This window comes from Pantoea sp. ICBG 828 (assembly GCF_002928355.1).
In the GTDB taxonomy this organism is placed as follows: Bacteria; Pseudomonadota; Gammaproteobacteria; order Enterobacterales; family Enterobacteriaceae; genus Pantoea; species Pantoea dispersa.
Genome location: NZ_POWN01000005.1, coordinates 44842 through 68175, shown reverse-complemented (window position 1 = coordinate 68175; position 23334 = coordinate 44842). Strand labels below are relative to the sequence as shown.

The window sequence follows — 23334 nt, the reverse complement described above, 5'->3', positions numbered from 1 at the left end:
AAGCAAGTTCGCGCCGGTCGGCTGACGTTTTTTTAAGCGCTGCCGCACCTGAAGCGTGCGGCAGCGTCGGTCTGCAATTAAATCGAGGTACGGCGGTAGTGACGATACTGCGGCAGCCAGAAGTTGTTGTTGATGGCTTTCGACAGCACGTCCTCGGAGGTGACCACCGCCACGCCCGCCAGCTGCGCCGCTTTGCCCACTTCCATGGCGATCACTTTGGAGACGCCCTGGATGTCCTTAATCTCTGGCAGCACCGGACCTTCACCGTCGTTAACCAGCGGTGAGCAGTCAGCCAGCGCGCGGCTGGCGGTCATCAGCATCGAATCCGTTACGCGGGTGGCACCGGCAGCGATCACGCCGAGACCGATACCCGGGAAGATATAGGAGTTGTTGCACTGGGCAATCGGGTAGGTTTTGCCTTTCCAGGTGACCGGTGCAAACGGGCTGCCGGTGGCGACCAGCGCGTCACCGTCGGTCCAGGCGATGATATCTGCCGGAGTTGCTTCCACACGCGAGGTCGGGTTCGAGAGCGGCATCACGATCGGGCGTTTGCAGTGCTTGTGCATCTCGCGAATGATCTCTTCGGTGAACAGTCCCGGCTGGCCGGAAACGCCGATCAGGATATCCGGCCGGGCATTGCGCACCACGTCGAGCAGTGAAATCGAATCGCTGGTCACGTCCCAGTCTTTCAGATTGTCGCTCTTCTGCACCAGCTTGCTCTGGAAATCGAGCAGGTTAGGCAATTTGTCAGTGAGCAGGCCGAAACGGTCTACCATCATCACGCGCGCGCGCGCTTCATCATCGCTGAGGCCTTCGGATTTCATCTGTGCGACGATCTGCTCGGCGATACCGCAGCCGGCGGAACCGGCACCGAGGAACACCACTTTCTGCTCGCACAGACGGCTGCCTGCAGCGCGGCTGGCGGCGATCAGCGTGCCCACCGTGACAGCGGCCGTGCCCTGAATATCATCATTGAAGCAGCAGATCTCATCGCGGTAACGCTCCAGCAGCGGCATGGCGTTTTTCTGCGCGAAATCTTCAAACTGCAGCAGCACGTTTGGCCAGCGGCGCTTCACCGCCTGAATGAATTCATCAACGAAGGCTTCGTACTCTTCGCCAGTGATGCGCGGATGACGCCAGCCCATGTAGAGCGGATCGTTCAGCAGTTGCTGATTATTGGTGCCAACATCCAGCACCACCGGCAGGGTGTAGGCCGGGCTGATGCCACCACACGCGGTATACAGCGACAGCTTACCGATAGGAATGCCCATGCCGCCAATGCCCAGGTCGCCGAGGCCGAGAATACGCTCGCCGTCGGTGACCACGATGACTTTGACATTCTGCTTGGTGGCGTTTTGCAGCATGTCTTCAATGCGGTCGCGGTTGTTGTAGGAGATAAACACCCCGCGCGCGCGACGGTAAATTTCTGAGAAGTGTTCGCAGGCCGCGCCAACCGTTGGGGTGTAGATGATCGGCATCATCTCTTCCAGGTGGTTGTCCAGCAGGCGATAGAATAGCGTTTCGTTGGTGTCCTGGATGTTGCGCAGGTAGACGTGCTTGTCGTTATTGTTTTTGAAGTCCAGGAACTGACGCCAGGCGCGCTCGGCCTGCTCTTCGATGGTTTCTACGGCGTCTGGCAGCAGGCCATTGAGGTTAAATTCGTTACGTTCTTCCAGCGAGAAGGCGCTGCCTTTGTTCAACAGCGGAAATTCCAGCAGGATCGGACCCGCGTAAGGAATATACAGCGGACGTTTACTTTCGTACTCGAGTTCCATGCAGTGTTTGCTCCGGTTGCAGTGTTTTCTGACGTGTCGCCAGCAAGAAGGTAACGCCAGACCCGTTTATTGTGAAGTTCTGGCGCCCGATCCTATGAAAATTCCTGCAGATGTACAGCTTTTGTTAATAGAAGGTCACAAAAGCGGTAAAAGGATCACTAAACTGTTGGTTTCGAAACTAAAGTAACTGAGAAATTGCTGCAGCCGAGCGCGGCGAGGGTGGTGCGGGTGGCATCAAACTGGCTCAGCGTGGCGTCGGCGCTTTCTGCCAGCACTGCCTGCTGAATCTCCTCCAGCGCTTCGTTGTGCATATTCATCAGAATCAGCGCGGCCTGTAATGGCGGCAGGCTCGGGTTGAAAGCGGCATTTTCGGCATAGCGCCCGGGGTAAATCTGGCCGCTGCGGCTCTGCAACGCCACGCCGCTATAACTCTTGCTGTACGGTGCATGGCTGCGGCTGGCGGCATCAATCGCGGCCTGCTGCAGCGCATCGCCCTGCGGCAGGAAACCGTGGTCGACCGGCGTCAGCAGCCGTTCACTGATATTGAGATCCGCCGGGCCGAAGGCGTCCGGTAAATAGTCGGCCAGCGTGCTGACCGCGCGGCCCGGCAGGCTGATGCGAATCGCCGTACCGCTATTCAGCTCATTCATAAACTGGCGGCAGTGTCCGCACGGCGTGTAGTTGACGGTAATGGTTGCCAGCTGTGCTTCGCCCCGCAGCCAGGCATGCGTGACTGCGCTCTGCTCGGCGTGGACCGTTTGCTGCAGCGGCGCATGTAAAAACTCCATGTTGGCACCGAAGTACCAGTGGCCACTGATGCCGCGCGCAATAGCGCCCACGTTAAAGTGCGAAACCGGTGCCACGGCACAACAGGCGGCAATCGGCAGCAGTGCGAGTGCCAGCGCATCATCATCCAGACCGGTTGCCTGTTGCAGCTGAGTCACCTCCTGCGGTCGCAGCACGCCGTGAAAATCAGCGGCGTCCAGCAGCGGCTGAAGCGCGCTCTGCAGCGCAGCGGGCAGGGCAGAGAAAGCGGAAGTGAATCGTGCATGCATGATGTTATGGCCTCATTAACTCGTCAGCGGCGAAGCGCCGCCTCAAGGTTTATATGTGATCCATGTCGCTATGACAATGCAAGCTGATTGGCTTGTTTCAACTTTGCGAGATCTCTCGCAAGTTTTACCCCAGTAAGCGCATCAGCAAAGGAAAAATGAAAGGCGCCAGTAACGAGGTGATGATGCCGCAGATTACCAGCGCCAGTGAACTGAAGGCGCCTTCCTGATAGTCAATCTCCGCGGCGCGCGCGGTGCCGAGCGCATGAGACGCGTTGCCAATCGCCAGCCCGCGTGATGACTTGCTGCGCACTTTAAACAGATTTAGCAGCATGTGACCAAACACCGCGCCCAGCACGCCAGCAATCAACACGCAAATGGCGCTGATGGCCGGAATACCGTGTAGCGAGCCCGATACTGCCATGGCGATGGGCGTGGTCACCGACTTCGGCAGGATGGTGGCCGCGATTTCCGGCGTCGCTCCCATCCACAGCGCGATCGCCGTGCCGGACACCATGGCGGTAATGCTGCCGATAAAGCAGACGCTAATGATGGTTTTCCAGCGCGCGCGAATCTGGTGCATCTGCTCATACAGCGGCAGCGCCAGCGCCACCACGGCGGGCTGCAGCAGCTGATTAAGCAGCGCACTGCCGGCAAAATAGCGCGCGTAAGGCAGGTGCGTCAGCAGCAGCAGTGGAATAATGATCGCCATGGCCACCAGCAGCGGATTGACGATGGAGAGGTTGATTCTGGCTGCCAGACGGCGTGCCAGCAGATACGCCACCACGGTAAGCGGCAGTGACCACCAGGCGTCACTCATGGCCGGACTCCTTCGGACGCTGCAGGCGCTCGGCGCTCAGGCCGACAATCAGCAACACCAGCAGGGTGCTGACCATACAGGAGACGACAATCGGGCCAAACTGTGCGCTGAGGATATCGGTGTAGCCCATCACGCCAACGCTGATCGGTACAAACAGCAGCGCCATGTAGCGGATCAACAGCTGACAGCCGGGTTTCACCCACGTTACCGGGATAATCTGCAGCGCCAGCAGGGCAAACAGCAACAGCATGCCAAGGATGCTGCCAGGAATGGTAAATGGCAGCAGGGCGGCAAGGCCGTTGCCGGCATACAGCGCGGCATAGACGATGGCAAAGGCGCGCAGATAGCGCCAGCAGGCAGATAGCATGGTGGGCATGTCAGGCTCCTGTTTTCGTGGCGCTTCATCATACGCATTAAGCGCTTAGCGTGCTAGCGATCACACTGGAATGCAAATTCAGGATTTCAACACCTTTGCTTTGAAGCTGATTAAAGCGGTGTAAGCTGGTGGGCAGAGCGAAGGAGCAGCGATGAACCACACCGTGCAACCGCAGCGCGCGCTGCGAAAGGCGATGCCGCAAGCGGAGCAAAAACTATGGCGTTATTTACGCAACCGAAATGTGTGTGGCGCTAAGTTTCGCCGCCAGCATCCAGTAGGAGGGTACATCGTTGATTTTGCCTGCGTTGAGCAATCGCTGATCGTGGAACTGGATGGTGGACAGCACAATGCGCCTGAAGATCAGGCTTACGATGCCCGGCGCACGGCGTATTTACAGCGCTGCGGCTGGCGCGTAATTCGCTTCTGGAATCATCAGGTGTTTAATGAATTTGAGGCGGTGATGGCGGAGATTTATCGCTGTCTGATGCTGGCGCGATAAGCGCAGTGCGGTTTTCCCCTCACCCCAGCCCTCTCCCGCTGGCGGGAGAGGGGGCAGTCTTGTGCGGGGTTTTGCTATGTGCAGGTTTGATACATGGGTGACAACGTGCGCTGTTCGGCCCTTTTTAATGCGGGAGAGTGAGTCAAGCGAACGAGGTGCATGCCTGGCTCTAAACCCAAACCCCGCACTCAGCGGTTCCCTCTCCCGTAAGCGGGAGAGGGTTAGGGTGAGGGCCAGCGCGCACCAACCGTTATTACACCGGCATAGTCGGCTGGGCACCGCTATTCACTGTCAGCACAAAGCTGCGCTTCTGGAATCATCAGGAGTTTAATGAGTTTGAGGTGGTGATGGCGGAGATTTATCGCTGTCTGATGCTGGCGCGATAAGCGCGGTGCGGTTTTCCCCTCACCCCAGCCCTCTCCCGCAGGCGGGAGAGGGGGTAGTCTTGTGCGGGGTTTTGCTATGTGCAGGTTTGATACATGGGTAACAACGTGCGCTGTTCGGCCCTTTCAATGCGGGAGAATGAGTCAAGCGAACGAGGTGCAGGCCTGGCTCTGAACCCAGACCCCGCACTCAGCGGTTCCCTCTCCCGTAAGCGGGAGAGGAGGTAGACTTGTGCGGTGTTTTGCTATGTGCAGGCCTGGCTCTGAACCCCAACCCCGCACTCAGCAGTTCCCTCTCCCGTAAGCGGGAGAGGGTTAGGGTGAGGGCCAGCGCGCACCAACCCTTACTTCACCGGCATGCCAGGCTGCGCACCGCTATCCACGGACAGCACAAACAGGTCTTTGCCGCCAGGGCCGGCAGACAGCACCATGCCTTCGGACACGCCGAAACGCATTTTGCGCGGCGCCAGGTTGGCGACGATGATGGTCATCTTGCCCACCAGCACCGACGGATCCGGATAAGCGGCGCGAATGCCGGAGAAAATCTGGCGCTTCTCGCCACCCAGATCCAGCTGCAGACGTAGCAGCTTATCGGAACCTTCTACCAGCTCAGCCTGCTCGATCAGCGCCACGCGCATGTCGACTTTGGCGAAGTCATCAATGGTGATGGTCTCGCCAATCGGTGCATCGGCCAGTGGACCGCTTGCCGCCGGCTGGTTCGCCGCCGCTGCGTCCTCTTTCGAAGCCGCAATCAGCGCCTCCACTTTTGCCATCTCAATACGGCCATACAGCGCTTTAAACGGCGCTACGCTGTGGTTGAGCAGCGGCTGCGCAATGCCATCCCAGCTCAGTTCGCTTTGCAGGAAGGCTTCTGTGCGCTCGCTCAGCGACGGCAGCACCGGCTTCAGCCAGGTCATCAGCACGCGGAACAGGTTGATGCCCATGGAGCAAATCGCCTGCAGGTCGGCATCGCGGCCTTCCTGTTTCGCCACCACCCACGGTGCCTGCTCGTCAACGTAGCGGTTGGCCAGGTCGGCCAGCGCCATGATCTCGCGGATCGCACGGTTGTATTCGCGGCTGGCCCAGGCTTCACCAATCTTCTCTGACGCATCAACAAAGGTCTGATACAGCACCGGATCCGCCAGTTCGCTTGCCAGCTGGCCGTTAAAGCGTTTGGTGATAAAGCCAGCGTTGCGCGAAGCGAGGTTCACCACTTTATTAACGATGTCAGCGTTCACGCGCTGGACGAAATCTTCCAGATTAAGGTCAATATCGTCGATGCGCGAAGAGAGCTTGGCCGCGTAGTAGTAGCGCAGGCTGTCGGCATCAAGGTGCTGCAGCCAGGTGCTGGCTTTGATGAAGGTGCCGCGCGATTTCGACATCTTCGCGCCGTTCACCGTGACATAACCATGCACAAACAGGTTGGTCGGCTTGCGGAAATTGCTGCCTTCCAGCATCGCTGGCCAGAACAGGCTGTGGAAATAGACGATGTCTTTGCCGATGAAGTGATACAACTCGGTGCTGGAATCTTTCTTCCAGAACTCGTCGAAATCGATGTCGCCGCGTTTGTCGCACAGGTTCTTGAACGACCCCATGTAGCCGATAGGCGCATCCAGCCAGACGTAGAAGTATTTGCCCGGCGCACCAGGGATTTCGAAGCCGAAGTACGGCGCATCGCGGGAGATATCCCACTGTTGCAGACCGGCTTCAAACCACTCCTGCATCTTGTTCGCCACCTGCTCCTGCAGCGCACCGGAGCGCGTCCACGCCTGCAGCATCGCGCTGAAGGATGGCAGATCGAAGAAGAAGTGTTCAGAATCGCGCATCACCGGCGTCGCACCTGACACCACCGATTTCGGCTCAATCAGCTCGGTCGGGCTGTAGGTCGCGCCGCACACTTCGCAGTTATCGCCGTACTGATCGGGCGATTTACATTTCGGACAGGTGCCTTTGACGAAGCGGTCAGGCAGGAACATGCCTTTTTCCGGATCGTACAGCTGCGAAATGGTGCGGTTTTTAATGAAACCGTTCTCTTTCAGGCGCGTGTAAATCAGCTCAGACAGCTGGCGGTTTTCGTCGCCGTGCGTGGAGTGATAATTGTCATAGCTGATGTTGAAACCTGCGAAATCGGTCTCATGCTCCTGCTTCATTTCCGCAATCATCTGCTCCGGCGCGATACCCAACTGCTGGGCTTTCAGCATGATCGGCGTGCCGTGGGCGTCGTCCGCACAGATGAAGAACACCTGATTGCCACGCATTCGCTGGTAACGGACCCACACGTCAGCCTGAATGTGTTCAAGCATGTGACCTAAGTGGATAGAGCCGTTTGCGTACGGCAGGGCGCACGTTACCAGTAGTTTTTTAGCGACTTGAGTCATAATTTGCGTAGCATTCCGTGAATAAAAAATCGGGCTTAGATGTTAACCGAAGCACCCTCTGGCGTAAACACAGCAGCTCCGCCACGTCACTTTTAGCGCCTATCTGATATGATTGATGGCACACCGCCATCGTCTGGCGTCATGACTAAATAAGGAGTTGGGATGACCGCACAATCCCGGGACCATCATTCACCTGAAGCGTTGCGCGCCGTGGTTATCGGCGTGCTGAGCGAGTTTGAGCATCCGACGCTGCAACACAATCTGACTACCCTCAAAGCGCTGCGCCATGTGGCGCTGCTCGACGACAAGCTGCACATTGAACTGGTGATGCCATTTGCCTGGGCCAGCGCGTTTGAGGCGCTGAAAGCCCAGACCAGCGCGGAATTGCTGCGCCTGACCAACACGCGCGCCATCGACTGGCGGCTGCGTCATGACATCGCCACCCTGAAACGCGTGAAAAATCAGCCGGGCGTCAACGGGGTGAAAAACATCGTCGCCGTCAGCTCCGGTAAAGGTGGCGTGGGCAAATCCAGCACCGCCGTGAATATGGCGCTGGCGCTGGCGGCCGAAGGCGCGCGCGTCGGTATTCTTGATGCGGATATTTACGGTCCGTCGATCCCGGACATGCTCGGCACCGAAAAGCAGCGTCCCACCTCGCCGGATGGCACGCACATGGCGCCGATCATGGCGCACGGTCTGGCAACTAACTCTATCGGCTATCTGGTGACCGACGATAACGCCATGGTGTGGCGCGGACCGATGGCCAGCAAGGCGCTGATGCAGCTGCTGAACGAAACGCTGTGGCCGGATCTCGATTACCTGATTCTGGATATGCCGCCGGGCACCGGTGACATTCAGCTGACGCTGGCGCAGAACGTGCCGGTGACCGGCGCGCTGGTGGTGACCACGCCGCAGGACATTGCGCTGATTGATGCGCGCAAGGGCATGGTGATGTTCGAAAAAGTCAGCGTGCCGGTGCTGGGTGTGGTGGAAAACATGAGCATGCACATCTGCAGCGAATGCGGCCATCACGAGCCGATTTTTGGTACTGGCGGTGCGCAGAAGCTGGCTGAGGATTATCACACCCGCCTGCTGGCTCAGCTACCGCTGCACATTAATCTGCGCGAAGATCTCGACGACGGTGAACCGACCGTGATTCGCCGTCCGGAGAGTGAATTCACCGCGCTGTATCGTGAACTTGCGGGCCGGGTTGCCGCCCAGCTTTACTGGCAGGGTGAGGTGATTCCGGGCGACATCGCCTTCCGCGCGGTTTAAGCCTTAGCTGCCGCTGGTGCGCGACGCCAGCGGCAGGTGCATCAACACGTATTGGCCCTGTTCGCTCTCTCCCAGCGCTTCGCGCTGCCAGCCGTGCTGCTGATAAAACTGCAGCGCCGCTTCGTTCTGTAGCAGACATTTCAGCGCGCCGGTGGAGGTAAAACGCTGCTGCACCGCGTTCAGCAGCGCACTGCCGACGCCCTGGCCCTGAAAGGCCGGATCGACATACAAACTGTGCAGAAAATTATCGTTGTCCATTACGCCAGCAAAGCCTGCGCGGTGGCCGGCGATCTCCGCCACCAGTACCGTTTCACCGGGAATAATCGCGTCGAAATCTTCCAGCTGCCAGTCGTCGCCGGCCAGCCATGTCCAGTTATGACGGCGCGCCGCGAGATACAGTGTGCGTAAGAAAGGGCGGTCGGCTTCTTCAAAAAGACGAATTTTCACTTCCAGACTCCATGACGAGTAAGCGGGCACGTTTTGTAGCGGCGTTGTGCACGCAGTAAAATCGTGCAGCAAAGATGATTGAATGTTTATAAAAAAATAGCAGTTGCCGTGCGCAAAGATAAAGCCTGTTAACTCTGCGGCTTTTCTGTGTAGAATGCCGCGGCAAGCCGCATCAAATCTGGCGTCGGCACTTTGATAGCTTTTGATTATCTGATTGATAACGTCTGCATATTAGAAGTTGGCCCGAAAATTATGTAGCCTGCATCACATCTTTTTAACGGAGGTCACCCATGTCTATTATCAATACCAAAATCAAACCGTTCAAAAACGCTGCATTCAAAAATGGCGAATTCATCGACGTAACCGAGAAAGACGTTGAAGGTAAATGGAGTGTTTTCTTCTTCTACCCGGCTGACTTCACCTTTGTATGCCCGACTGAACTGGGTGACGTGGCAGACCACTACGAAGAGTTCCAGAAACTGGGCGTAGACATCTACTCCGTTTCAACTGACACGCACTTTACCCACAAAGCCTGGCACGGTTCTTCAGACACCATCGCGAAAATTCAGTATGCGATGATCGGCGACCCGACCGGTGCTCTGACCCGTAACTTCGAAATCATGCGTGAAGCAGAAGGTCTGGCTGACCGCGGTACCTTCATCGTTGACCCGGAAGGCATCATCCAGGCCATCGAAATCACTGCAGAAGGCATCGGCCGTGACGCATCTGACCTGCTGCGTAAAGTGAAAGCGGCTCAGTACGTGGCTTCTCACCCAGGTGAAGTTTGCCCGGCTAAATGGAAAGAAGGCGACGCAACGCTGGCTCCATCACTGGACCTGGTTGGCAAAATCTAAGTCACCTACGCCCTTTGATCTTTCTTCCATCGGGTGCTGCGGCACCCGATTTTCTTCACAGGAACTCACTATGCTCGACACCAATTTAAAAATCCAGCTCAAGGCCTACCTTGAGAAACTAACGAAACCGGTTGAGTTGATTGCCACACTGGACGATGGCGCAAAATCCGCAGAGATCCGTACTCTGCTGACCGATATCGCGAGTCTGTCTGATAAAGTCAGCTTCCGTGAAGAGAACGATCAACCGGTACGTAAGCCATCATTCCTGATTACTAACCCAGGCAGCCACAGCGGTCCGCGCTTTGCCGGTTCGCCAATGGGCCACGAATTTACCTCACTGGTGCTGGCACTGCTGCAGACCGGTGGACATCCGTCGAAAGAGGCGCAGAGCCTGCTGGATCAGGTTGTTGCGCTGGACAGCGACCTGCATTTCGAAACCTATTATTCTCTGTCGTGCCACAACTGTCCTGACGTGGTACAGGCGCTGAACCTGATGGCGGTGCTCAATCCACGCATCCGTCATACCGCCATCGACGGTGGCATGTTCCAGAACGAGATCACCGAACGCAACGTCATGGGCGTGCCGGCGGTTTACCTCAACGGCAAAGAGTTCGGTCAGGGTCGCATGAGCCTGGCAGAAATCGTCGGTAAGGTAGACACCAACGCGGATAAGCGTGCGGCTGAAGAGCTGAACAAGCGTGATGCCTATGAAGTGCTGATCGTCGGCAGCGGCCCGGCGGGCGCTGCGGCGGCCATCTACTCGGCGCGTAAAGGCATCCGTACCGGCCTGATGGGCGAGCGCTTTGGCGGCCAGGTGCTGGACACCGTTGACATTGAAAACTACATCTCCGTGCCGAAAACCGAAGGGGCCAAGCTCGCCGGTTCCCTGCGTGCGCACGTTGATGACTATGACGTGGACGTGATCGACACCCAGAGCGCCATCAAGCTGATTCCGGCAGCCAAAGAGGGTGGCCTGCACGCCATCGAAACCGCTTCCGGCGCAGTGCTGAAATCACGCAGCATCATCATTGCTACCGGCGCACGCTGGCGCAACATGGGCGTTCCGGGCGAAGAGCAGTATCGCACCAAAGGTGTAACCTACTGCCCGCACTGTGACGGCCCGCTGTTTAAAGGCAAACGCACGGCGGTGATCGGCGGCGGTAACTCCGGCGTTGAAGCGGCCATCGATCTGGCCGGTATTGTCGAGCACGTCACGCTGCTGGAGTTCGCCAGCGAAATGCGCGCCGATAAAGTGCTGCAGGATAAACTGCGCAGCCTGAAAAACGTCGATGTGATCCTCAACGCGCAGACCACCGAAGTGAAAGGCGACGGCAGTAAAGTTACCGGTCTGACCTACATCGACCGCAATAACCAGACCAGCCACGAACTGGCGCTGAGCGGTATCTTCGTCCAGATTGGTCTGCTGCCTAACACCAACTGGCTGGAAGGCGCGGTAGAGCGCAACCGCATGGGCGAGATCCTGATCGACGCCAAAGGCGAAACCAGCCTGAAAGGCGTATTTGCCGCCGGCGACTGCACCACGGTGCCGTACAAGCAGATCATCATTGCCAGCGGGGAAGGGGCCAAAGCGTCACTGAGCGCGTTTGATTACCTGATCCGCACCAAACCGGCTGAATAAGTTTTGCGATAGCCACGCAAGCGCCCTGCAACCTGTGTTGCGGGGCTTTTTTTTATCCCAGCCAGCGACGCGCCTGTTCATCGCTGATATCGCGATAATAAATTTTATGGATGCGCTCGCCGCAGCGTTTGCATTCGGCTTCGAGGTACGTGGAGTACCGGTAACGGCCGCCGGGGGCAACGGCGCCTTGACGGGAAATGGTGATATTGTGCCAGTGGTGCGCGTGCGGAAGAAAACTGAATAAAGTCATTAGCGATTCCGGGTGAAGGTGAAACAGCGGTCTTCAAATCCGGAAGGGAATTAGGCCGTGTTACGCCGCCGGCCGGTTTGATATTAATCAAGTTGCGCGCTTTCTCCTCTTTATTTCCCGCCTACTGCCCCGGCAGATTAAATTAACTATCCTGATGAATTTTCGGTATTTTGGGGAAATTGATCTCCATCGATTTGTTTGTATTTTCCTGATGATCAAAAAATCATGAAAATTGATGGCGCACGTATTTTTGCTCATCGTTGTCCGGCAAATAAAGCGCACCTGCCGCAGGATTTACAACTTTAAGCTGACCCTTTATGCTGTGAAGGCACGTCTGACACGGACGTGCATGACTCGGGGTGCCCTTCTTTGTGAAGGCTGAGAAATACCCGTAATACCTGATCTGGATAATGCCAGCGTAGGGAAGTCAGATGCCTGACCGCATTCGCCTTCCTGATTGCCGGTTGGGAGCCTTATGACACAGCCTGACCCTCTTTCCCCGGCGCAACTCGCGCACTCTCTGCAACTGCTGCGGCAGCAGGCACCGCTGGTGCACTGTATGACCAACGACGTGGTGCAAACTTTTACCGCCAACGTGCTGCTGGCACTGCAGGCTTCGCCCGCGATGGTGATTGATGGCGATGAAGCGGCGCAGTTTGCCGGTTTTGCCGATGCGCTGCTGATTAACGTCGGCACCTTAACCCATGATCGCCGCGATGCGATGCTGGCGGCGGTACAGGCCGCTAACCAGGCCGGCACACCGTGGACGCTCGATCCGGTGGCGGTAGGCGCGCTAACCCTGCGTACGGAATTCTGTCAGCAGCTGCTGAGCCTGCGACCGGCGGCCATTCGCGGCAACGCTTCAGAGATTCTCGCCTTAGCCCACCAGGCCACGGGCGGACGCGGCGTGGATAGCGTGCACCAGGCCGATGCCGCACTGAACGCCGCGCAGCAGCTGGCGCAACGCTGCACGACTATCGTTGCGGTAACCGGCGAAGTCGATTACGTCACCGATGGCCGCCATACGCTGGCGATTCCCGGCGGCAGCCCGCTGATGACGCGCGTGGTCGGCACCGGTTGTGCGCTATCCGCCGTAGTCGCGGCGTGCAGCAGCCTGCCGGGCGAGCGTATCCAGCACGTGGCAGCGGCCTGCCGCTTGATGTCGCTGGCCGGTGAGCAGGCCGCGCGCAGCGTGGCAGGGCCGGGCAGCTTCGTCGCCGCTTTTCTCGATGCGCTGTGGACGCTGGAGGTGGCGGCATGAAACGCATCAATGCATTGACCATTGCCGGCACCGATCCCAGCGGTGGCGCGGGTATCCAGGCGGATCTGAAAGCCTTTTCCGCGCTCGGCGCGTACGGCACCAGCGTGATTACCGCGCTGGTGGCACAGAACACCCGCGGCGTGCAGTCGGTGTATCGCATCGAACCGGCATTTGTTGCGGCGCAGCTCGACTCGGTGCTGAACGACGTGCGCATTGACGCCGCGAAAATCGGTATGCTGGCGGAGACGGCGATCGTCGAGGTGGTGGCAGAGAAGCTGAAACGCGCCAGCCTGCCGTTTGTGGTGCTGGATACGGTGATGATTGCCAAAAGCGGCGATGCGCTGCTGTCGCCCGATGCGGTAGCCAGCATTCGTGAACGGCTGCTGCCGCAGGTATCGCTGATCACACCCAACCTGCCGGAAGCCGCGGCGCTGCTGGGTTGCCGCATGGCGCAGGACGAGGCGAGTATGCTGCAGCAGGGCGATGCGCTGCTGGAACTGGGCTGCGAAGCGGTGCTGATGAAGGGCGGTCATCTCAGCGATGCGGAAAGCCCGGACTGGCTGATCACCCGTGCCGGCCGCCAGCGCTTTACCGCACCGCGCGTTAACACCCGTCATACGCACGGCACCGGCTGTACGCTGTCGGCGGCGCTGGCGGCATTGCGACCGCGCCATGCGGACTGGGCGGGCACCGTAGCGGAGGCCAAGGCCTGGCTGCAGCAGGCGCTGCTGCACGCCGATTCGCTGGAGGTCGGCCACGGCATTGGGCCGGTGCATCATTTCCATCAGTGGTGGTAGGGCGTAACGCCAGATTGCCGTTTTTTCACTGCGTATCCGTCTGAAAAATGGAGTCAGCAATTTGCCAGCCTGGCGCGTTTCGGTCCAGGCTGTGGGGGCGAATCGGCAGGTGCCGGTTCTTTTCCAGCCATTTATCAGGAGCGAACATGACGGACATCGTACAGTTATTGGGTAAAGAGGCGGATACGCTTCTTCAACATCGCTGCATGACCATTCCAGCGGACAGCCTTTATTTGCCGGGCGCGGATTATGTCGATCGCGTGATGATTGATAACAATCGTTCTCCTGCGGTACTGCGCAATATGCAGACGCTCTACAACACCGGCCGTCTGGCGGGTACTGGCTATCTGTCGATTCTGCCGGTGGATCAGGGCGTGGAACACTCTGCTGGCGCCTCGTTCGCTGCCAATCCGGCCTATTTCGACCCGAAGAATATCGTCGAGCTGGCGATTGAAGCCGGCTGTAACTGTGTGGCATCAACCTATGGCGTGCTGGCCTCCGTGTCACGTCGCTACGCGCACCGCATCCCGTTTATGGTCAAGCTGAACCATAACGAAACCCTGAGCTATCCCACGCAGTATGACCAGACGCTCTACGCCAGCGTCGAGCAGGCGTTCAACATGGGCGCGGTTGCGGTCGGCGCCACCATCTATTTTGGTTCTGAGCAGTCGCGCCGGCAGATCGAGGAAATTGCAGCGGCCTTCGAGCGTGCGCACGAGCTGGGCATGGTGACGGTGCTGTGGGCCTATCTGCGCAACAACGATTTCAAGAAGGATGGGGTGGATTATCACGCCAGCGCCGATTTAACCGGTCAGGCTAACCATCTGGCGGCCACCATTGGTGCCGACATTGTGAAGCAGAAAATGGCGGAGAATAACGGCGGTTATAACGCGGTGAAGTTTGGCCACACCGATGAGCGCGTCTACAGCAAGCTGACCAGTGAGAATCCGATCGATCTGGTGCGCTACCAGCTGGCCAACTGCTACATGGGCCGCGCCGGGCTGATCAACTCCGGCGGTGCTTCAGCCGGTGCGACCGATGTGGCGGAGTCGGTGCGTACGGCGGTAATCAATAAACGCGCCGGCGGCATGGGGCTGATTCTCGGGCGCAAGGCGTTTAAGAAGTCGCTGAAAGAGGGCGTGGCGCTGATTAATGCGGTGCAGGATGTGTATCTGGCAAAGGATGTGACGATTGCCTGATGGTGTGAGGGGCGTTTTTTCACCTTCACCCTTACCCTCACCCTAACCCTCTCCCGCGAGCGGGAGAGGGGACTGTTTTGTGCGGTTTTTTAATGCGTTAATTCTCTGACAGCTTACTGGAACAGCTCCCTCTCCCGGTGGGAGAGGGCCGGGGTGAGGGCATCACACCGCACCGCATCAAACCGCACCGCACCCCACCGCAAGCTCACCCCACAGCACTACGGCCCTTCAAACCATTCGCTGTTGCGCTCGGCAATCGGCGTAATGGTCAGAATCATCTCCTGCAGATGTCGCCGCATCGCCTTCTCCGCCGCATCGGCATCTTGCGCTTTCAGCGCGGCAAATATCTCTTCGTGCTGCTGAATCAGGCTCTCCGGTGGCGACACTTCGCTCAGCGTCAGAAAGCGCACGCGGTCCATCGTCGCTTTAATGTTCTCCACCGTTTCCCACGCCAGCAGACAGTCAATGCCTTCGGCAATCAACCGGTGAAACTCATCGTCGAGCGCCAGAAACGCCTGGCTGTCGTGGCGTTCGGCTGCCAGACGCTGCAGCTGCAGATTGTGTTCCAGCGCCATCAGTCCGGTGGCAGCGATCTCCAGCGCGGCGCGACGAACCACGGCGATCTCCACCGCTTCACGGATGAAACGGCCGTCGGCCACGCGCTGGGCGGAGATTTTGCGCACGAAGGTGCCGCGCTGCGGCAGGACCTGCACCAGGCCGGCTTCCGCCAGTTTGATAAAGGCTTCCCGCACCGGCTGCCGCGACACGTTGAAGCGCGCCGACACTTCTTTCTCCGACAGCAGCGAGCCCGGATGGATCACGCAGGTCACGATATCCTTCCGCAGATAGCGATAAATCTGCTGATTTACCGGTTCGCTGGTGGTTATGGTATAGGCAATCGACATGCAGCAATATCCGTATTACGGCTGGCCGCCGCCAGCCCGATGAGAAAGCGTCAGTCTAATCAGCACGCTGCGTCTGCGCTACACATTTGTGCAGGCGGCTTAGCCTTCTGTGACCAGCGCCTGCACCGTGGCGCGTGCACCGCTAAGCCGCAGCTGCTGATACAGCTCAGTAAGCCGCGTAACAAACACCGTGTGATAACGCAAGTCGTCGCCGAACACCGCCTGCAGGCGCAGTAAGGCCTCAACGCGCTGCGGGCCATCCTCGCTATTGGCAACAATGCTGGCCAGCTGTGCGCTGAGCGGATCGCGAATCGCAATCGCCGCGTCCTGCTCATCGACGCCGCTGATATAGCGCATCCAGCCTGCCACGCCCAGCAGCAGATAATCACAGGCCGTCCCGTTACGCAGATGCCAGCGCACGCTATCCAGCAGGCGCTGTGGCAGCTTCTGCGTGCCGTCGGTGGCGATTTGATAAGTGCGATGTTTAATCGCCCGGTTTTCGTAACGGGCGATCAGCGAGTCGGCATAGGTGACCAAATTAACATCCTGCGTGCGCAGCGTGGGTGCCTGATCCTGCAGCATCAGCGCGCGCGCCGCCTGACGAAAATTGGCATCGGCCATGCAATCGCTGATGTGCTGATACCCGGCCAGATAGCCGAGATAAGCCAGGAACGAGTGGCTGCCGTTGAGCATGCGCAGCTTCATCTCTTCGTACGGCAGCACATCACGCACCAGCTCAGCACCGGCCTGTTCCCAGGCCGGGCGGCCGCTGACGAAGTTATCTTCAATCACCCACTGGAAAAAAGGTTCGGCCTCCACCGCCACCGGATCGCGACTGCCCAGCCGCGCTTCCAGCGTCGCGAAAGCTTCATCGGTCATCGCCGGTACGATGCGATCCACCATGGTTGAGGGAAAGGTGAGGTGGGTCTGAATGTAATCCGCCAGCGCCGGGCTGCGACGCTGCGCCAGCTGGGTTATCACATTGCGCGTAACGTGGCCGTTCTCCGGCATGTTGTCACACGACATCACGCTAAACGGCGGCAGATCGCGCTGGCGACGGCGTTCTATCGCCGCCAGGATCACGCCGGGCAGCGAGCGCGGCGCGTCAGGATGCGCCACATCGTGCACGATGTCCGGATGCGTCAGGTCGAGCTGGCCGCTCGACGGCAGCGAACAGTAGCCTTTTTCTGTGACCGTCATCGACACGATGGCAATTTCCGGCTGGCTCATCGCTTCAATCACCGCCTCAATACCGTCACTTTTCGCGTGGAGCGCCTGGGTAATTACGCCAACAATGCGCGTGTGCAGGCTGTCGTCGGCCATTTCGGTCACGCTGTACAGCAAATCCTGCTGGCGCAGAGCGGCGATCAGCGCGCCGCTGTTGAGATTCACTTCGCAGTAGCCCCAGTCGCTGCCGTGCTGCGCCAGTTGGTCAGTGGCCAGCGCCTGATGCGCGCGGTGAAAGGCACCAAAACCGATGTGCACCATACGGGTTTTCAGCTGGCTGCGGTCGTAACGGGGGCGCTGTACGTCAGCGGGAAGGCGATCGGGTTGTAACATGCATAATCCTTGTGGCAAACGGGGCGCGCGGCGCCCCGGCAGAGTCATTCGATTAAACGGAAACCGGTTTGTCGCTGGCTTTCGGGCTGCGAATCACAAACAGCACCAGCAGCGCACCAAGGGCCGCCACCACACCCGCCAGCACAAAGGCGCTGTCAAATTTGCCGGTGTGCTGCACGATGAAGCCGGTAACGATCGGGCCGATAATGCCGGACAGGCTGCCAATCAGGTGAATAAAGCCGCTGATGCTGCCGACGCGGCTCTTGTGCACCACATCCTGAATAATCGCCCAGTAAATGGCACCGGTGATGTAGAGGAAGAAGATGGAGATCGACATCATGATCACTGCCGAATTCACCTCTTTGATGGTGCCCGCCAGCGCCACACATATCGCTGCCGCCAGCAGCGACACTACCAGCACAATCTTGCGCGATAGCAGCAGCTTACCGGTGATATTAAAGATTTTATCGGAAATCCAGCCGCCCAGCGCCAGGCCAATGAAGCCGACAATCCACGGGATCATGGTCGTGATGCTCATGGCTTTGATATCCAGCCCGTGCGCCTGCACCAGATAGGCCGGGAACCAGCTCAGGAAGAAGAACAGAATGTAGTTGTAGCAGAAGAAGGCGAACGCGGTGACGAGGATAATCGGCTGACGCAGATAGTAGCCCATGCCGTGCGCTTTGCCGTCCGCGTCGATGATATCTGCCGGCTCTTCCGCTTTCAGTTTCTCTACCAGCGCGCGCTCCTGCGCAGAGACGCGCTTACTGCGCGCCGGATTGTCGGCGGCGAAGAAGAACCACAGCGCCATCCACACCAGACCAATCAGGCAGATCACCACAAACGCCGGACGCCAGCCGAAGGAGAGCGCCAGGTAGCCGACAATCGGCCCGGCGACCGCGCCGCCGAGCGGGGAACCGGCACTCAGCAGGCCCATGGCGGTGGCGGCCTGCTTTTTCGGAAACCAGCCATTGATGGCTTTGTTGGCCGAGGCGCAAATCGGACCTTCCGCCATGCCGAACAGTACGCGCAGAATCATCATCGACCAGAAACCGGTCGCCAGTGCGGTCATGCCGCAGAACAGCGACCACATGCCGACGGCGGTGCCGAGCACAATCGTCGGGCCGAATTTATCGGTGGCTAAACCGCCAATAAAATTGAACAGCGCATAGCCGAAGAAGAAGCTGCCGAAGATCAGGCCGAACTGCTCGGCATTGATCATCAGATCTTTTTCCACCAGCGGCACGGTGAGCGACAGGGCAATACGATCGAGGTAGTTGATCATATAAACCAGGAACAGCAGCAGTACGAGGGTCCAGCGTAGATTCTTCAGCATAGAAACTCCGTTTCCCTGTTCTTCTTCAGGCTGCAGCGTCACGGGGAGATGACCTTGATGACCGCGGCGCTGCGCCTGATTTATGCAGGGGATTATTGTTGTGGCCGGCGGGTACGCACCGGCATCAGGGACATCTGGTGTGGCGCATCATTCAATCCATTTGCAGGATCACTTTGCAGCAGGTGCGCGGGTCTTGTTCAAACAGCGTCATGGCGCGCTCGATCTGCGCCAGCGGGAAATAGTGGGTAACCAGTTTCTCCGGCTGGATCAGTCCCTGTTCCAGCCACGCAATCACCTGCGGGAAGCGGTTGCTGTTCAGGCGCGAGGTAAACAGCGACAACTCTTTACTGGTCAACGCCTGCTGCGTCAGGCTACACGGCTCAGCAGAAAACCCGAGCAGGCCGATGCGCGCCGCCGGCGAGGCCAGCGCAGCCGCTTCAGCGAGGATCGCCGGATGGCAGGCGGCGTCAATAATCAGCGTCGGCTGAACGCCTTCCAGCTGCGCCGCCAGCGGGATCTCGCTGTTGTTGAACAGGCGATCGGCACCGTTTTGCTGCGCCAGCGCCAGCCGCTCCGGCAGGCGGTCGACCACCAGCACCTGCTGTACGCCGTACACGCCTTTCAGCACCTGAATGGCGGTCAGCCCCATCGGACCGGCACCGTAAATCAGCGCCACATCCTGTGGCTGCGGTTTGAGGAACGCCGTGATATTCGCGGCAATGGTGAAGGGCTCAACCAGGCTGGCGAGTTGGTCGGGAATGCTCGCCGGCAGGCGATGGGCATTTTGGGCTGGCGCCACCGCATACTCGCTGAAGCCGCCGTCGCGGTGGACGCCAATCACCTGCAACGACTGACAGACATTGGGACGGCCAACGGAGCAGGGATAGCAGTGGCCGCAGCTCACCACCGGATCGACCGCCACGCGCTCGCCCAGCCGGCTGGCATCAACGTCCTGTCCGACCGCGTCAATCACGCCAAAGAACTCATGGCCGATCACGCGCGGATAGCGGGCAAATGGATTGTGACCGTGCCAGATGTGCACGTCAGAGCCACAGATGCTGGCAAATCTCACTTTTACCCGTACTTCATCAGCGGCGGGCTGTGGCAGCGCGCGCTCGGCCAGCAGCAGTTTACCCGGTTGTTCAATCACCACACTTTTCATCATTTACTCCTGGCTGGTGGTCTGAAGGCGCGGCGCACCAGCAATAACGCGACAGTAATGATGAAAAAATACGCGCAATAATACTACCATACAAGTTGCTGTTGCAGAGTTGTGAACGCAATCACAGAGCGGATGGGGCAGTTGGAAAGAGAAGTTTCAGAATGGCGTTTCGGTGCGCATCACTGCGCACCCTGTAAGGTCATTAGCCAGTTTGCAGGCTCGCCATTTATGGCAACCGGGAAAAACGCAGCAAAATGACAGGCCTGCTGCGATCGACGGCACGCTCGCCGCGCAACATTACGGCTGCCGTAACGTTACCGCGCTGAGCGTGCGCCACAATAGCTCTTTATCCTGCGATGACACGTTGCGCTGCTGAATGTCGCGCATAAATTCGGCCTTCTGCGGTGCCTGCAGCGTCGCGCCCTGTTTCAACTGCGCGGCAAGCTGCGTCAGAATCGCGTCGCTGTAATGACCAATGCTTTTGCGCACCTCATCCAGCGGACGCGGCTGCCAGTGCGGCTCCGGCGTCGCCAGCCAGTCGGCGCGATAGCGATACTGCACCGCTTTCGCCACGTCCATCTGTGCCTGAATAAACGGCTGCACAGTGGCATCGTCCAGACCCAGCTCACGCGCTTCCGCCAGGGCTTTGTCCAGCACCTTGCGCTCCTGACCCAAATCTTCAATCGGCTGATGATGCTGCGCTTTATAACCCGCCACATCCTTCATGTAAGACAAACGCGTGTTAATAAGCTGGCCCGGCGAAGGACTGCTGAGTTCTGCCGCGGCGGCGGAACAGCTGCAAATCAGCAGCGCTAACGTGGCCGATCGTAACTGCATTTCCATACTGATGCTCCCAATGTTCAACCCAGGCGCTGGATCTGCGCGAGGCTCAGGCTAAGACAAAATAATGACATGACAAAGTACGGGGTGAAAAATTATCTTGTTTTTTAATCTACCAACTAGTAGGTTTGTTTTCCAGCGCCTTTTGCCGCAATGTTATTGCGCTTTGGGTTGAATGATTTCTGGCACAGGGCTGCCGCTGAGGCAGCGCTTATCATCAAAAGGAACACTCCATGACGGTCTTATCACATTACAAACGCCTTTCACTGCTGATTGCCGGTTCACTGCTGGCCGGCGCCACGCTGTCGCCGGCGATGGCGGCAGAGATGGCGGGGCAAAAAGTGCAGGTACGTGGCGTTGTTGAATCGGTAAACGGGCAGCAGCTCACTATCAAGTCACGCGAAGGATCGGCGGTCAGCGTGGCCATGAAGCCAGGCGCGATGGTGTCCGCGGTGGCGAAGGCCAGCATCAGCGACATTAAAAAGGGCGATTACGTGGGCATTGCCTCGCTGCCGAAAGCGGGCGGCGGTGATGGCGCGCTCGAAGTGCTGATTTTCCCGGCGCAGCTGAAAGGTGCAGGCGAGGGCAACTTCAGCTGGGATCTGAAGCCGGGCAGCTCAATGACCAACGCCACAGTCGCCAATAGCGTCACCTCGGTGGACAACAGCGAAGTGACGGTGAGCTATCACGGCCACCAGAAAAAAATTGCTATTCCGGCCGGTACGCCGGTGGTGACGCTGGCCGCCGCTACCCCGGATGACCTGAAACCCGGCACCACGGTGTTTGTTCCTGCCGAGAAAGGCGCCGACGGTAAGCTCACCGCAGGCAATATCATTGTCGGCAAAAACGGCGTAGTGCCGCCGATGTAATCCGGCTCCAGCCAGGCCTCGCCTGGCTGGTAAGGGGCTCGATGATGCAACAGCCTTCACCTTCCCGCAGTAAAACGCTAATCCGTCGTCATTCACTGCTGGTGCGCGTGACGCACTGGGTCAACGCCCTGTGTTTTGCCGTTCTGCTGATGAGCGGACTGCAAATCTTTAATGCGCATCCGCGTCTGTATGTCGGCCTGTATGGCGCGGACCATGAGCAGCCGGTGTTTGAAATCGGCAATCGTCAGCAGCAGGGATTTGTCCGGCTCGGCTCGCTGCAACTGAATACCACCGGCGTGCTCGGTGTCTCGAAGCTGGAGGGCACGCTGACAGCGCGCGCCTTCCCCGGCTGGCTGACGCTGCCGTCGTGGCAGGATTTGGGAGCCGGTCGCCACTGGCACTTCTTTTTTGCCTGGCTGCTGCTGTTCAACGGCGTGATTTATCTGCTGCACGGTTTCTGGCACCGGCACTTTCGCCGCGATCTGTTGCCCGACCGTCAGCAGCTGGGCGCCCGTCATTTGTGGCAGGAGATTTGCGACCACGCCCGGCTGCGCTTTGCCCGCGGTGAAGCGGCGCGGCGCTATAACGCGCTGCAGAAACTCAGCTATCTGCTGGTGATCTTCGTACTGCTGCCGCTGATGCTGCTCAGTGGATTAACCCTGTCGCCAGCGCTGGATGCGGCACTGCCGTTTTTACCCGATCTGTTTGGCGGCCGTCCCACGGCGCGCACGGTGCACTTTATCACCGCCACGCTGCTGGTGCTGTTTGTGCTGGTGCATGTGGTGATGGTGCTGGTGTCAGGCGTGTTCAATAACCTGCGTTCGATGATCACCGGCCGTTACGCGATCGACAAAGAGGATACCCCATCATGAAAATCGAGCTGTCGCGTCGCCGCCTGCTGCTGGGCGCGCTGTCCGGCGCCGGCGCGGCGCTGCTGAGCGGTTGCGATCAACTGACGCAAAACGACACGGTCAGCGGCTGGCTCAATCAGACCGAGCGGCTGACGCGTGCCAGCCAGCGCCTGCTGGGCGGCCAGCGGCTGGCACCGGAGTTCAGCGAGGCCGATATTTCGCCGCTGTTCCGCGCCAACGGCACGCAAATGCCCGACTCCGACGAGTATGCGCGTTTGCTGGCGAACGGGTTTGCCGACTGGCGGCTGCGCGTCACCGGGCTGGTGCAACAGCCGCTGAGTTTATCGCTCAGCGATCTGCAGCGGTTCCCCAGTCGCACACAGATTACCCGGCACGACTGCGTGGAGGGCTGGAGCGCGATTGGCAAATGGCAGGGCGTACCGCTCGGACTGGTGCTGGATGCGGCGCGCCTGCGGCCAGGTGCCCGCTACGTGGTGTTCCTGTGTGCCGACGAGCTGGAGCAGACGCTGGACGGCAGCGGGCGCTATTACGAAAGTATCGATCTGCAGGATGCGTGGCATCCGCAAACGCTGCTGGCCTACCGTATGAACGATCAGCCGCTGCCGGTCGCGCACGGTGCGCCGCTGCGTCTCAGGGTCGAGCGCCAGCTCGGTTACAAGCACGCCAAGTATCTGATGGAAATTAAAGTGGTGGATTCGTTTGCCCAGCTGTGGGGCGGACGCGGCGGCTACTGGGAAGATCGCGGTTACGAGTGGTATGGCGGTATCTGAACGTCAGAACGCAGA

Annotated in this window: 22 protein-coding genes and 1 riboswitch; of the genes, 10 read left to right on the top strand and 12 right to left on the bottom strand. The window is 58.8% G+C overall.

Annotated elements, in window-relative coordinates:
- Positions 1–77 precede the first annotated feature (77 nt).
- From C1Y43_RS13145 to C1Y43_RS13130, 4 genes are all read right to left on the bottom strand, one after another.
- The gene (locus C1Y43_RS13145) at positions 78–1775 is read right to left on the bottom strand and encodes an NAD-dependent malic enzyme (protein WP_021509286.1); all 1698 of its coding nucleotides are present in this window, start codon (positions 1773–1775) and stop codon (positions 78–80) included.
- A gap of 158 nt (positions 1776–1933) precedes the next feature.
- Positions 1934–2830 (bottom strand): cytidine deaminase, encoded by an 897-nt coding sequence (gene cdd, locus C1Y43_RS13140; protein WP_104188495.1) that lies wholly within the window; start codon positions 2828–2830, stop codon positions 1934–1936.
- 124 nt (positions 2831–2954) lie between these two features.
- Positions 2955–3647, bottom strand: coding sequence for a CidB/LrgB family autolysis modulator (locus tag C1Y43_RS13135; RefSeq protein ID WP_021509288.1), 693 nt, complete (start codon positions 3645–3647; stop codon positions 2955–2957).
- Positions 3640–4023 carry a CidA/LrgA family protein gene (locus C1Y43_RS13130; RefSeq protein ID WP_058769941.1) on the bottom strand — a complete coding sequence of 128 codons (384 nt, stop codon included), beginning with the start codon at positions 4021–4023 and terminating at the stop codon, positions 3640–3642. Before C1Y43_RS13130 ends, C1Y43_RS13135 begins: the two co-directional genes overlap by 8 nt.
- A gap of 151 nt (positions 4024–4174) precedes the next feature.
- Here C1Y43_RS13130 and C1Y43_RS13125 point away from each other — a divergent pair, with 151 nt between their 5' ends.
- Entirely contained in the window at positions 4175–4522 is a 348-nt protein-coding gene (locus tag C1Y43_RS13125) for an endonuclease domain-containing protein (RefSeq protein ID WP_104188493.1), read from the top strand.
- Between the two features lie 727 nt (positions 4523–5249).
- On the opposite strand, the gene metG is transcribed toward C1Y43_RS13125, so the two are convergent.
- Positions 5250–7283 carry a methionine--tRNA ligase gene (metG, locus tag C1Y43_RS13115; protein ID WP_104188491.1) on the bottom strand — a complete coding sequence of 678 codons (2034 nt, stop codon included), beginning with the start codon at positions 7281–7283 and terminating at the stop codon, positions 5250–5252.
- Positions 7284–7445: 162 nt separating this feature from the next.
- On the opposite strand from metG, the gene apbC reads away from it, so the two are divergent.
- Positions 7446–8558, top strand: a complete 1113-nt coding sequence (apbC, locus tag C1Y43_RS13110) for an iron-sulfur cluster carrier protein ApbC (protein WP_058757266.1) — start codon at positions 7446–7448, stop codon at positions 8556–8558.
- 3 nt (positions 8559–8561) lie between these two features.
- On the opposite strand, the gene C1Y43_RS13105 is transcribed toward apbC, so the two are convergent.
- The gene (locus tag C1Y43_RS13105) at positions 8562–9005 is read right to left on the bottom strand and encodes a GNAT family N-acetyltransferase (RefSeq protein ID WP_104188490.1); all 444 of its coding nucleotides are present in this window, start codon (positions 9003–9005) and stop codon (positions 8562–8564) included.
- Positions 9006–9295: 290 nt separating this feature from the next.
- Here C1Y43_RS13105 and ahpC point away from each other — a divergent pair, with 290 nt between their 5' ends.
- Positions 9296–9859 carry an alkyl hydroperoxide reductase subunit C gene (ahpC, locus tag C1Y43_RS13100; protein WP_010617942.1) on the top strand — a complete coding sequence of 188 codons (564 nt, stop codon included), beginning with the start codon at positions 9296–9298 and terminating at the stop codon, positions 9857–9859.
- Between the two features lie 70 nt (positions 9860–9929).
- Positions 9930–11498, top strand: coding sequence for an alkyl hydroperoxide reductase subunit F (ahpF, locus tag C1Y43_RS13095; RefSeq protein ID WP_104188488.1), 1569 nt, complete (start codon positions 9930–9932; stop codon positions 11496–11498).
- A gap of 52 nt (positions 11499–11550) precedes the next feature.
- On the opposite strand, the gene C1Y43_RS13090 is transcribed toward ahpF, so the two are convergent.
- Positions 11551–11748, bottom strand: coding sequence for a hypothetical protein (locus C1Y43_RS13090; protein WP_021509295.1), 198 nt, complete (start codon positions 11746–11748; stop codon positions 11551–11553).
- 345 nt (positions 11749–12093) lie between these two features.
- Positions 12094–12190, top strand: a riboswitch (TPP riboswitch).
- Between the two features lie 33 nt (positions 12191–12223).
- Here C1Y43_RS13090 and thiM point away from each other — a divergent pair.
- From thiM to fbaB, 3 genes are all read left to right on the top strand, one after another.
- Complete coding sequence (gene thiM / locus C1Y43_RS13085; protein WP_104188487.1) at positions 12224–13009, top strand: hydroxyethylthiazole kinase; 786 nt, start codon at positions 12224–12226, stop codon at positions 13007–13009.
- Entirely contained in the window at positions 13006–13806 is an 801-nt protein-coding gene (gene thiD, locus C1Y43_RS13080) for a bifunctional hydroxymethylpyrimidine kinase/phosphomethylpyrimidine kinase (RefSeq protein ID WP_104188485.1), read from the top strand. The genes thiM and thiD overlap by 4 nt, the downstream gene beginning before the upstream one ends.
- Before the next feature lie 146 nt (positions 13807–13952).
- Complete coding sequence (gene fbaB, locus C1Y43_RS13075; RefSeq protein ID WP_058757271.1) at positions 13953–15005, top strand: class I fructose-bisphosphate aldolase; 1053 nt, start codon at positions 13953–13955, stop codon at positions 15003–15005.
- 218 nt (positions 15006–15223) lie between these two features.
- Here fbaB and C1Y43_RS13070 read toward each other — a convergent pair whose 3' ends face one another.
- The 5 genes from C1Y43_RS13070 to C1Y43_RS13050 all read right to left on the bottom strand — a co-directional run bounded on the left by C1Y43_RS13070 (position 15224) and on the right by C1Y43_RS13050 (position 20811).
- Positions 15224–15910, bottom strand: a complete 687-nt coding sequence (locus C1Y43_RS13070) for a GntR family transcriptional regulator (RefSeq protein ID WP_021509299.1) — start codon at positions 15908–15910, stop codon at positions 15224–15226.
- A 99-nt stretch (positions 15911–16009) separates the two neighbouring features.
- Positions 16010–17470, bottom strand: a complete 1461-nt coding sequence (locus C1Y43_RS13065; RefSeq protein ID WP_104188483.1) for a mannitol dehydrogenase family protein — start codon at positions 17468–17470, stop codon at positions 16010–16012.
- Between the two features lie 52 nt (positions 17471–17522).
- Positions 17523–18806 carry an MFS transporter gene (locus tag C1Y43_RS13060; protein ID WP_021509301.1) on the bottom strand — a complete coding sequence of 428 codons (1284 nt, stop codon included), beginning with the start codon at positions 18804–18806 and terminating at the stop codon, positions 17523–17525.
- A gap of 151 nt (positions 18807–18957) precedes the next feature.
- On the bottom strand, positions 18958–19968 hold the full coding sequence (locus C1Y43_RS13055; RefSeq protein WP_104188481.1) for a Zn-dependent oxidoreductase: 1011 nt from the start codon (positions 19966–19968) through the stop codon (positions 18958–18960).
- Positions 19969–20265: 297 nt separating this feature from the next.
- On the bottom strand, positions 20266–20811 hold the full coding sequence (locus C1Y43_RS13050) for a chorismate mutase (RefSeq protein WP_058757275.1): 546 nt from the start codon (positions 20809–20811) through the stop codon (positions 20266–20268).
- A gap of 230 nt (positions 20812–21041) precedes the next feature.
- On the opposite strand from C1Y43_RS13050, the gene C1Y43_RS13045 reads away from it, so the two are divergent.
- The 3 genes from C1Y43_RS13045 to C1Y43_RS13035 are packed head-to-tail and all read left to right on the top strand — an operon-like array spanning position 21042 to position 23319.
- Entirely contained in the window at positions 21042–21677 is a 636-nt protein-coding gene (locus tag C1Y43_RS13045) for a hypothetical protein (protein WP_104188479.1), read from the top strand.
- Between the two features lie 41 nt (positions 21678–21718).
- Entirely contained in the window at positions 21719–22549 is an 831-nt protein-coding gene (locus C1Y43_RS13040) for a cytochrome b/b6 domain-containing protein (protein WP_104188477.1), read from the top strand.
- A complete protein-coding gene (locus C1Y43_RS13035) occupies positions 22546–23319 on the top strand; it encodes a molybdopterin-binding protein (RefSeq protein ID WP_021509306.1) in 774 nt (257 codons plus the stop codon). Before C1Y43_RS13040 ends, C1Y43_RS13035 begins: the two co-directional genes overlap by 4 nt.
- The last annotated feature ends 15 nt before the right edge of the window (positions 23320–23334 follow it).

What these genes read in the sequence shown, in the direction of transcription:
- C1Y43_RS13060 (WP_021509301.1), bottom strand. Translation starts at nt 18,806, where the DNA reads ATGCTGAAGAATCTACGCTGGACCCTCGTACTGCTGCTGTTCCTGGTT.
- C1Y43_RS13125 (WP_104188493.1), top strand. Translation starts at nt 4,175, where the DNA reads ATGAACCACACCGTGCAACCGCAGCGCGCGCTGCGAAAGGCGATGCCG.
- thiM (WP_104188487.1), top strand. Translation starts at nt 12,224, where the DNA reads ATGACACAGCCTGACCCTCTTTCCCCGGCGCAACTCGCGCACTCTCTG.
- C1Y43_RS13145 (WP_021509286.1), bottom strand. Translation starts at nt 1,775, where the DNA reads ATGGAACTCGAGTACGAAAGTAAACGTCCGCTGTATATTCCTTACGCG.
- C1Y43_RS13045 (WP_104188479.1), top strand. Translation starts at nt 21,042, where the DNA reads ATGACGGTCTTATCACATTACAAACGCCTTTCACTGCTGATTGCCGGT.
- C1Y43_RS13070 (WP_021509299.1), bottom strand. Translation starts at nt 15,910, where the DNA reads ATGTCGATTGCCTATACCATAACCACCAGCGAACCGGTAAATCAGCAG.
- ahpF (WP_104188488.1), top strand. Translation starts at nt 9,930, where the DNA reads ATGCTCGACACCAATTTAAAAATCCAGCTCAAGGCCTACCTTGAGAAA.
- apbC (WP_058757266.1), top strand. Translation starts at nt 7,446, where the DNA reads ATGACCGCACAATCCCGGGACCATCATTCACCTGAAGCGTTGCGCGCC.
- C1Y43_RS13050 (WP_058757275.1), bottom strand. Translation starts at nt 20,811, where the DNA reads ATGGAAATGCAGTTACGATCGGCCACGTTAGCGCTGCTGATTTGCAGC.
- C1Y43_RS13040 (WP_104188477.1), top strand. Translation starts at nt 21,719, where the DNA reads ATGATGCAACAGCCTTCACCTTCCCGCAGTAAAACGCTAATCCGTCGT.
- C1Y43_RS13055 (WP_104188481.1), bottom strand. Translation starts at nt 19,968, where the DNA reads ATGAAAAGTGTGGTGATTGAACAACCGGGTAAACTGCTGCTGGCCGAG.
- C1Y43_RS13135 (WP_021509288.1), bottom strand. Translation starts at nt 3,647, where the DNA reads ATGAGTGACGCCTGGTGGTCACTGCCGCTTACCGTGGTGGCGTATCTG.
- ahpC (WP_010617942.1), top strand. Translation starts at nt 9,296, where the DNA reads ATGTCTATTATCAATACCAAAATCAAACCGTTCAAAAACGCTGCATTC.
- C1Y43_RS13035 (WP_021509306.1), top strand. Translation starts at nt 22,546, where the DNA reads ATGAAAATCGAGCTGTCGCGTCGCCGCCTGCTGCTGGGCGCGCTGTCC.
- cdd (WP_104188495.1), bottom strand. Translation starts at nt 2,830, where the DNA reads ATGCATGCACGATTCACTTCCGCTTTCTCTGCCCTGCCCGCTGCGCTG.
- thiD (WP_104188485.1), top strand. Translation starts at nt 13,006, where the DNA reads ATGAAACGCATCAATGCATTGACCATTGCCGGCACCGATCCCAGCGGT.
- metG (WP_104188491.1), bottom strand. Translation starts at nt 7,283, where the DNA reads ATGACTCAAGTCGCTAAAAAACTACTGGTAACGTGCGCCCTGCCGTAC.
- C1Y43_RS13065 (WP_104188483.1), bottom strand. Translation starts at nt 17,470, where the DNA reads ATGTTACAACCCGATCGCCTTCCCGCTGACGTACAGCGCCCCCGTTAC.
- C1Y43_RS13090 (WP_021509295.1), bottom strand. Translation starts at nt 11,748, where the DNA reads ATGACTTTATTCAGTTTTCTTCCGCACGCGCACCACTGGCACAATATC.
- C1Y43_RS13130 (WP_058769941.1), bottom strand. Translation starts at nt 4,023, where the DNA reads ATGCCCACCATGCTATCTGCCTGCTGGCGCTATCTGCGCGCCTTTGCC.
- fbaB (WP_058757271.1), top strand. Translation starts at nt 13,953, where the DNA reads ATGACGGACATCGTACAGTTATTGGGTAAAGAGGCGGATACGCTTCTT.